This window comes from Staphylococcus gallinarum, from assembly GCF_000875895.1.
Classification (GTDB): Bacteria; Bacillota; Bacilli; order Staphylococcales; family Staphylococcaceae; genus Staphylococcus; species Staphylococcus gallinarum.
In genome coordinates this window covers 1-7,884 of the sequence record NZ_JXCF01000083.1, presented here as the reverse complement: position 1 = coordinate 7,884, position 7,884 = coordinate 1, and the positions used below count along the sequence as shown (strand labels likewise).

Sequence of the window (7,884 nt, the reverse complement as noted above, 5' to 3'; positions counted from 1 at the left end):
GATATCTGGTGCTGTCGTTCTTGTCAGTTTTTTAAGCCTATTTTGACTTCTAGGTGCTTGCACATAAAACATCACTTCAGCTTTAACACCCAACTCTGTATTAACAACATCAAAAAAATCGTCATTAATAGCTTTATCTCTTATTAAACGTGCTTGTATAGCGTCCAAATACTCACTGTATGCACGATCATAGTAAGTAATTGTACGACCATCATCTAAACGCCTTGTACGTGGTCTAGGCGTCCCCATAGGCGGTAAGTCAATTGTGTATTTCCATATCTTCGCCATAAGCTTCTTACTCCTTTTTATCCTTGTGTCCTATTGTCTGAGCTCTCCAATATTCCGCAATTCTATCAGCTTCACTCTCTCTATAAGCACGTTCTCTTTCAATTCGCTCCTGACTTCCTTCAGGTAGTGTTTGTATATATTCTTTTTCTGCCATATGACGTTTTAAAACTTCTGTCTGAGTTAACGCTCTATCCCTTGTATAATCAGTCCCCGTCTCTTTTGTTTCATCCCCTTTTGTTGATGCTATTTTCTTATTTTTGTACCCTAAATAATCCATATTCATATCTTGCGTGTGTTTTTGTATCACTTCGGCCTGTGCTTGTAAATTCACTTCAGCTTTTTTCTTAGGTTTTTCATATTTTTCTGGATGCTCTATAGCATCGTTAAACAGCTCTATAACAACATTTAACTGGTTAAGTGTAAACACTTCCCCTAATGCATAAAACGGTGTTTTTTCTTCTCCCATCTCTTTAATCAATTTCTTATATCTAAAGATTGCCGTCTTACCTAAACCTAAGTTTTCAGCAAGCAACTTCCAATGTGCTTCATTCACAATCCATTCTGAGATGTTTTCACTTTTACTCTTTGAAATACTTAATAATTTTTGTGTTTTTGTATTTGCCATATATAACACCTTTCTCCAATTAATAACTATTATTTTTATATTTTCGTATGTTTTCAATCATAAGTATATTCACTTATATAATTATGACAATAAACTCCATACCAGATTTGGTTAATAAAAGTTTTCGGTACGCTTTTTAGCAATTTTTATACATAATATGAACTTTAACTATTATGTATATTTATATCTTTGAACAACCTTTTTATTATCTTTATATTTGCAAGTTCATTCATAAAATCACTTGGCTATATATAAAAGTTCTTTAAAAAGAACTTGTATTACACTTTTAACTATAAATCATATAGTACGATATTTCAAACTATAAATTTACGAAAAAATAATTAGTTGATTTTTTAACGTAAAATAGATACATTGAGTATATTAAATTATTATTCCCACTTAAATATAGAGATTTTGATGTTTATATTTATTTCATATATTTCAAGAATTATGATTGTGACATTTTCCTTAAAAATAATTATATATTCTCTGTTTAATTAGATTATTCGTATTATGAAGTCTTTGAATTCAAATATTTTTATCAACAATAACATTGTTTATAGTACTCAAATATTTTATAATTAAACTATATAAATTATTAAAGATTTTAAAATGGAGTGATGTAAAATGTTGGATAATCAAAATAAATCGAGCAATTTAGAAGCATCTATTAAACTTAACAATGTAGAACTCTTTGAAACTTTTGATATAAATGCATTTTTGAAAGATAAGAGGCTTGTGGTAGAAAAAGTGTTAGTGGATTCTCATATAAAGTTAGAATTAAGAATAATTGAAGATCACACAAAATACAATGAAAATACTGATATTGATGTGAATAAAAATAAAGTCATCACTGCTATATTGCACGATGACATAGTCAATAAAGTTAACATCTTAGACATTATAGGTAATGAAGTAAGTTTGAATCACATTAATTCAGAAGATGTATTAGTATATGGTATTAACTGTTTACAAGTGACTGTTAGAGATATAGATGTCAAAAATCAGAAAGTTGATAACTTTAAACCAAAAGATAAATTCACTAAAGCAGAGTATAGATTGATGAAAATGAATTACTTCAAAATTTTTGATGCTCAAAAGTTTTTATCTTCCTACAACATGAAACTATTAACGGTTTACCCACAAAATCCAATTACTGCTCGCGCAATAATATTAATTACCGATGATTTTACAAATTGTGCATTATCTAATATTGGTAAAACGTTTGATCTCAAAGTACCCCTTACAAATGTAAGAGAGATTCCCCTTGAATTTGTAAGGGGTAATAAAGATATTACTATTGATAATATTTTAGGCAGTTTATCTGGTATGACTGTCAAAAATAACCAAGTATTACTTACAGCAGATACCCTACAACTAACAGAGAATGGACAAAAAATAGTTGTAGGAAAAGAAACTAGCAGTAAAGTTAACGATAAACAACATGATAACTCAAATAACATCACAAGTAACAGCTTGAATAATAATCATAAGTACTAGCTTGAATCTATTATTTTTCAAATGTTTAAACAAAAGAAAAGTAATGACAAGAAAAAAATAAAGGCGATTAAGAAGAAGCTAAAATCCCAAAAACTTCAAAACAACTCTTCTAAAAAGAAACTAACCAAAGAAGAAAAAAGAGAACTTTGTCTGGCAATACATTAGCAGCAAAAGCAGATGGTGCTATAAACACTATCATGCGCTACTTTGCTGGATTAATTTGTTTAGGTGCTATTTTAATACATGGTTTCTTTAATAGTTTACTATGAAACCTCCACAAGATAACTGTGGAGGTTTTGTTGTTGTACTTGTATTATTGCTTGTACTATTATTTTTGTTTTACAACAAAAATAACTCTATTAAATTAATTTAATAGGTATCTTGGCTTCTATCAAAAGTTAATGTAATATATTTTTTCTTTGAATAACTAAGGACATACAGAAAGATGTTGAATTTAACACTTTTCCATCAACTATATGTAACACCATGCTTTCTTTCCAATCAACTTGAGCTGATAAGCCAGGTGTGTGTTCTACGCAAATCGTTGCTTTCTTGGTTTTCTCTATTTTTTATTTTCTAAAGTATTGTTTCACGAGACTATAACTTCCGTCATAACCCTTTTTCTGGATGAACAAATAAATACTGTACGCACTACATTCATTAGCTAGTTTTAGATCCACAATCTCTTTATATGGATCCAATTTACTTGACCTTTGCTTTTTATTTTTATCACTGCCATTTTCTAACTCAACAAATGCCTGTTTGATTGTACGGTAATCACAATTAAACCTTCGTACTAAGGCTGCATAACTTGGTCTTGTTTCGTCTTTCATAAATTCTTTAACTCCTTTACGTATATCTTTTCTCATATTTACCTCCTTAAACTATGAGAAAAGGATACTAAAAAAGGTAGGAAAACCAACAATTTTAAATTGCCATTTTCCTACCTTTTAATTTGTCCTAGCAATAATAATTATTTTCTACTTTTACTCACTACATATTCTCAAAAGAAAAATTGTCATATCTCCTTTGAAATAATCATAAGGATGTTTAGGCATTGTTTTTTTGTTAGTCATTAAAGACCCCTCCACTATTAATAGTTATAATATATCAATATTTTTAGATAACAACAAAAAATTACTGGTTTTATTCTTAGTATATTTCCTGAATTAAGTTAAAATTATAGATTGTATTTTTCTTTCAAACTCTCCATTGCTTCAGAAACTATGTCCACCAGATTTTTTCCTGTTTTCGCTTTAATTTGATAGGCAACTGACCAATCATCAATGTACATTTTAATAGATTTAGTTTCTCTTACTTCTTTCTTTTTAGTTATCATTTCATCAAATATTTTCTCATCTTTATATTCATTTTTTACCATTTCATTGTTAAAATTTCCCATTTTATTTCCTCTCAATCTTTTTTAAAATTTCATTTTTTACATCTATATACATTCTCATTGTTTTTTTATCATGGGCTTTGTGCTCTGTTACTCCTTGTTCTCCCCAAGTAACCACTCGATCACTAGAACGTATGTAATTCTCAAACACATCTTTATCAAAAAGGTTATTCATCTTATCCATAACACTTCTATTAGTAGCACCTCGTTGATTCACTAAATATGGTAATAAACCCAAGAATTTTAAATTTTTCTTTTTATTCTGTTGAATATTCCCTAAATAGCTATAATATTTCTTAGCAGATATAAAACTGTCTTCTTCAGTTTTAGATGTTATCAAAACGTAATCAGACGCACATACAGCATTATTAGATAAAATCCCTGTTGATGGTCTTGTATCAATAATAATATAATCATAATTAGATTTAATAGGTTTTAAAAGAGAATTTAATAAAAAATACTCTCCTTTTTCATCAAAATTTTTAATAACATACTTATCAAAACTCTCTAGAGACCAATCACCTTTTAATATATCTAGATTGCTATTAACCGCTTCTATACAAGGCTCTAAATTAAGCTTTTTAATACCTTGCATAAAGGACGGCTCTTTCTCAAATTTAATCCGATAAGTTCTTTGTATTTTTTCAGTTAAATTACTTTGAGGATCTGTATCAATTGCTAATACTTTATAACCATCTTTCGCTAATAAATAAGTAAGTATTTCTGTTAAAGTAGATTTACCTACACCCCCTTTAAAACAACCAATCGTTATTACTATTGTCATATAACCAAACCTCTTTTCTGATTCTGTTAATTACATTTTATTTATATCTATAATAACAAATATCTCAGCTATTCTCTACTATCATCTTTTTCTATTTACACCTTTCACTACTATACTACTAGGACTAAAAGACATAAGTAGTTGTGTGGTTCGCTTTGTGTTTACTAATAACTAAAATAGCGAATGTACATCTCAAAAGCCATATTACTACAATTAAATATTTCTCTTTAGACTCTAAAAATTGAATCGTTCAATTTGTCGAAAGTAAGCACCTGTGCTTATATACTTTCGATGATAGAGTCATCTATCTCTCAAGCGTCAATTCAGACACAGAGAAGAGGAGTGTAAAGTGATACTTGTTTTCCGTTCATATCATAGCACCAGTCATCCATCTATAATAGATGAACAACTTCTGCCTAAACTAAGTAAAAAACTGTCGGGACCATTATTGTAGTACTATTCATGTCCAAATACATATTGCTTAGGTGCATTAACCAGTATATTTAATGATTTAGTTTCTTTAACACCTATAGGCTCTTGGGAGGGCTATATTTCTCTATAACATATATATTTAATATGATAATTTCCTTTTCCGTTAAATAGCGCGTGTATTTCAGCCTACTAGCGATTCCCTAATTATTTAAAAGCTTTGTCATATTGATTACTGATTTCTTCCGCAATACTTAAAATATCTGCTTCTTTTGGTTCTAATGTTTTAACCGCTTCTATTAATAATTTGCCATTTTCTATGTTAAAAGCTAATTTTTCGCTCTCATGTATATTCAATTGTTCTAAGATTTCTTTAGGTAAAGTAACCACATTGCTGGAACCAATTTTTCTAACTTTTCTAGTATTTGTGATAACCATACAACCCTCTCCTTCAGTATATATTTGTATATCTTTTATTGTGTATTTTTATATGTATTTTATCAATTTATTTTTGTAACTTTGCAACAGAACTCTTTAATTTAGTCTAGGTAGATGTAGCTCCTTCTATAGACGATAAATGATTTCATTATCTTAATTAGAATCAAAAACCACGTAAACTGCTTAGCTGTCCTCGTAGTTTATGAATAAAAAACAAATAACTATTACAATCAATGAGATGTTATAGAGTAAAAGAAGGTGTGTGTACTAGACGAAAAGCAAGATTATATCGTGGTTCTAGAAAATGTTATTTATAATCGTAACAAATTTATAGATAACATCTAAATTTCTTTGCCCAGTTCCATTTTTTATTTAGTGATTTTGACCACTTATAAAAATCTACACACGGATTGTATTCAAAATCAAATAGATCTAGTTTTTATGAAACAAAAAGAGCACTCGAACGGTGTCAACAGTACAAGTGCCCAACTAATTAAAACAGGAAAAATACACACAAAATTGACAAGAAATATCGTCTTTTGGTATTGTTCATTTATTTAATGAAATACGCTGTTTCTAATGTATCAAAATCAATCGTTTTTCGCCAAGTTCACTATTAATCTATTTTCTGTATATCGGAAGTGTTATAATATCAAATGTCATCAACAATCCTAACTGTTGAAATAGGACAAGTTAGGAGGTGTAAAGTCATGTCGATTGTAACAATAGTTTTCTCAACTCTTATTGCACCAATTTTGGTTGGTGTAATACTTACGACTTACAAATATTGGTTAGATAATCGTAAACGTTGATGACCATTAATTACCAAACACCTAAAAACGCCATCTACTATAGCAGTAGTAGATGGCGTTTGGTGTTTCATCATGTCGATAACACAATGGCTTTCTCAACTTACCTATAGTATATCCTTTTCATCACTGTTTGTAAAATATCCTTTGTATCCTTATAGTTTTGTATTATATACTTTTCATCTGATTTATTGTGCTTGTTATTAACCATCAACAAACTTTATTTTGTTTCTCATAAAAAAACTCCTTCTCAATTTTAAATTGAAAAAGAGTTACAACACAAACTTTGGTCGCGAATGCTGTAACTCTTTTTTATTTTTATTCCAATTTCCTTTTGACTTGAAACCTTTGAGCTATATGTTTTTTAGTTGGTGTTAACTTGGTTTAATCCCAATTCAAACACCACCAACTTTTACAGACAAGCTGTAATAACATATAGCTCTTTTCCATATCAAAAGTTTTCTCGGCATAAAACCACATCAAAAAAATAAAAGATAGAGACCTAAATTAGGAGCCCACTGAAAAAGTCAAAGTTCTACAGTTTGACTTTTTCAGTGGGCTCCCCAAACGATTCCCTCTAGGTGTTAGCTAAAAGTCAATCACTATAATTGACAATGAAACAAGAAGAAATCATAGACCAGGTTCTCCCTCATTTTAAAGTAAAAACCTTTCTTACTTCTGTACAAAATTTATATAAATGAATTGAAAATGATGAATAAAAGAAGATTATCATCATTTACTATGTAACATTTTATTTTTCGTCCTAGTTTCAAAAACTTTGTAATTACTCTTTTTTAATTCTAAGCGTGGATGATAGATGATTTTTTTGTCTCAAAGCGTTTTTGTAACACCTCTTCTGATTCGTCAACATAACCTTCAAACCAAACTTTTTCGATATTCTCTTCATTGAAAAAGTAAGACTTGTTATCAAATATTCCGGTTGGGTAAATACAAGCTGAGTAGTCAAAGTAACCAATTTTCCCATCATTATTGTATAAAGGAAATCGATTAATAATCATCAATTTTGTATCTCCCTTTTTAATTGTCTAATCACTTTTCTACGGTCCAATGGCGAACAATCCCAAATTAGTAAAGATGTTGCACCAACTAAAAATGTAGAAATCAATAATGGTCTGACACTCCCAGATATTAAATAATCATATGAAAGTAATAAAATAAAACATATCATAAATCCAACAATTATTAATTGACCAATTCTTTGTTTCTTCCCATTTTCTAGCAATTCTCGTATTTGAAAAACATTTGGATAATAAAGTTGTAGTGACCATTGCTTAATCAATACTTTCTTTCCAAGAATAGAAATAATAAAAGTAATTCCATAACAGAGAAAAAGTATTCCTAAACGAAATTGGTCACTAGTTTCTCCTATTACTAAACTAATATTAGAAATTATTCCTCCTAGAAGAGTGCTAGCAATTGGAACTAAGAAAAAAATATGATTAGAATGTCTGCTAGTTTCAGATTTATAAAATTTCTTAGTTTCCTTATCAACATAAACAACTCGATTTGATTGCCAACCGATATTGATTAACTTTAACATTAGTTACCATCCTTTCAGCTATAATAAATAACTACAAGCCATTAAAATAAA

Annotated in this window: 11 protein-coding genes; 3 read left to right on the top strand and 8 right to left on the bottom strand. The window is 29.1% G+C overall.

Annotated features, from left to right (window positions below):
• A partial coding sequence (locus tag SH09_RS13510) for a RusA family crossover junction endodeoxyribonuclease (protein WP_042740157.1) occupies window positions 1-288 on the bottom strand: 288 nt, incomplete at its 3' end.
• 7 nt (window positions 289-295) lie between these two features.
• On the bottom strand, window positions 296-913 hold the full coding sequence (locus tag SH09_RS13505) for a hypothetical protein (protein ID WP_042740156.1): 618 nt from the start codon (window positions 911-913) through the stop codon (window positions 296-298).
• 627 nt (window positions 914-1,540) lie between these two features.
• On the opposite strand from SH09_RS13505, the gene SH09_RS13500 reads away from it, so the two are divergent.
• The gene (locus SH09_RS13500; RefSeq protein ID WP_042740155.1) at window positions 1,541-2,413 is read left to right on the top strand and encodes a hypothetical protein; all 873 of its coding nucleotides are present in this window, start codon (window positions 1,541-1,543) and stop codon (window positions 2,411-2,413) included.
• 146 nt (window positions 2,414-2,559) lie between these two features.
• Window positions 2,560-2,682: a hypothetical protein gene (locus tag SH09_RS17275; RefSeq protein ID WP_268767850.1), complete on the top strand. Its 123-nt coding sequence runs from the start codon at window positions 2,560-2,562 to the stop codon at window positions 2,680-2,682.
• A gap of 300 nt (window positions 2,683-2,982) precedes the next feature.
• Here the strand turns inward: SH09_RS17275 and SH09_RS15860 are convergent, their stop codons facing one another.
• The 4 genes from SH09_RS15860 to SH09_RS13480 form a co-directional block, all read right to left on the bottom strand.
• Window positions 2,983-3,282, bottom strand: a complete 300-nt coding sequence (locus SH09_RS15860; RefSeq protein WP_052495466.1) for a hypothetical protein — start codon at window positions 3,280-3,282, stop codon at window positions 2,983-2,985.
• Window positions 3,283-3,593: 311 nt separating this feature from the next.
• Window positions 3,594-3,815 carry a hypothetical protein gene (locus SH09_RS13490; RefSeq protein ID WP_042740154.1) on the bottom strand — a complete coding sequence of 74 codons (222 nt, stop codon included), beginning with the start codon at window positions 3,813-3,815 and terminating at the stop codon, window positions 3,594-3,596.
• A 1-nt stretch (window position 3,816) separates the two neighbouring features.
• Complete coding sequence (locus tag SH09_RS13485) at window positions 3,817-4,596, bottom strand: ParA family protein (RefSeq protein WP_042740153.1); 780 nt, start codon at window positions 4,594-4,596, stop codon at window positions 3,817-3,819.
• A 636-nt stretch (window positions 4,597-5,232) separates the two neighbouring features.
• The gene (locus SH09_RS13480; protein WP_042740152.1) at window positions 5,233-5,463 is read right to left on the bottom strand and encodes an AbrB/MazE/SpoVT family DNA-binding domain-containing protein; all 231 of its coding nucleotides are present in this window, start codon (window positions 5,461-5,463) and stop codon (window positions 5,233-5,235) included.
• Between the two features lie 710 nt (window positions 5,464-6,173).
• Between SH09_RS13480 and SH09_RS16450 the strand changes: the two genes are divergently transcribed.
• Window positions 6,174-6,275: a type I toxin-antitoxin system Fst family toxin gene (locus tag SH09_RS16450; protein ID WP_235307538.1), complete on the top strand. Its 102-nt coding sequence runs from the start codon at window positions 6,174-6,176 to the stop codon at window positions 6,273-6,275.
• A gap of 797 nt (window positions 6,276-7,072) precedes the next feature.
• Here the strand turns inward: SH09_RS16450 and SH09_RS13475 are convergent.
• On the bottom strand, window positions 7,073-7,291 hold the full coding sequence (locus SH09_RS13475; RefSeq protein WP_042740151.1) for a DUF4176 domain-containing protein: 219 nt from the start codon (window positions 7,289-7,291) through the stop codon (window positions 7,073-7,075).
• The gene (locus SH09_RS13470) at window positions 7,291-7,833 is read right to left on the bottom strand and encodes a hypothetical protein (RefSeq protein WP_042740150.1); all 543 of its coding nucleotides are present in this window, start codon (window positions 7,831-7,833) and stop codon (window positions 7,291-7,293) included. The genes SH09_RS13475 and SH09_RS13470 overlap by 1 nt, the downstream gene beginning before the upstream one ends.
• Window positions 7,834-7,884: the final 51 nt, after the last annotated feature.

Bases quoted from the DNA above. Each gene is read 5' to 3' on its own strand.
- SH09_RS13505 (WP_042740156.1), bottom strand. From the start codon at position 913: ATGGCAAATACAAAAACACAAAAATTATTAAGTATTTCAAAGAGTAAA.
- SH09_RS13500 (WP_042740155.1), top strand. From the start codon at position 1,541: ATGTTGGATAATCAAAATAAATCGAGCAATTTAGAAGCATCTATTAAA.
- SH09_RS15860 (WP_052495466.1), bottom strand. From the start codon at position 3,282: ATGAGAAAAGATATACGTAAAGGAGTTAAAGAATTTATGAAAGACGAA.
- SH09_RS13490 (WP_042740154.1), bottom strand. From the start codon at position 3,815: ATGGGAAATTTTAACAATGAAATGGTAAAAAATGAATATAAAGATGAG.
- SH09_RS13485 (WP_042740153.1), bottom strand. From the start codon at position 4,596: ATGACAATAGTAATAACGATTGGTTGTTTTAAAGGGGGTGTAGGTAAA.
- SH09_RS13480 (WP_042740152.1), bottom strand. From the start codon at position 5,463: ATGGTTATCACAAATACTAGAAAAGTTAGAAAAATTGGTTCCAGCAAT.
- SH09_RS16450 (WP_235307538.1), top strand. From the start codon at position 6,174: ATGTCGATTGTAACAATAGTTTTCTCAACTCTTATTGCACCAATTTTG.
- SH09_RS13475 (WP_042740151.1), bottom strand. From the start codon at position 7,291: ATGATTATTAATCGATTTCCTTTATACAATAATGATGGGAAAATTGGT.
- SH09_RS13470 (WP_042740150.1), bottom strand. From the start codon at position 7,833: ATGTTAAAGTTAATCAATATCGGTTGGCAATCAAATCGAGTTGTTTAT.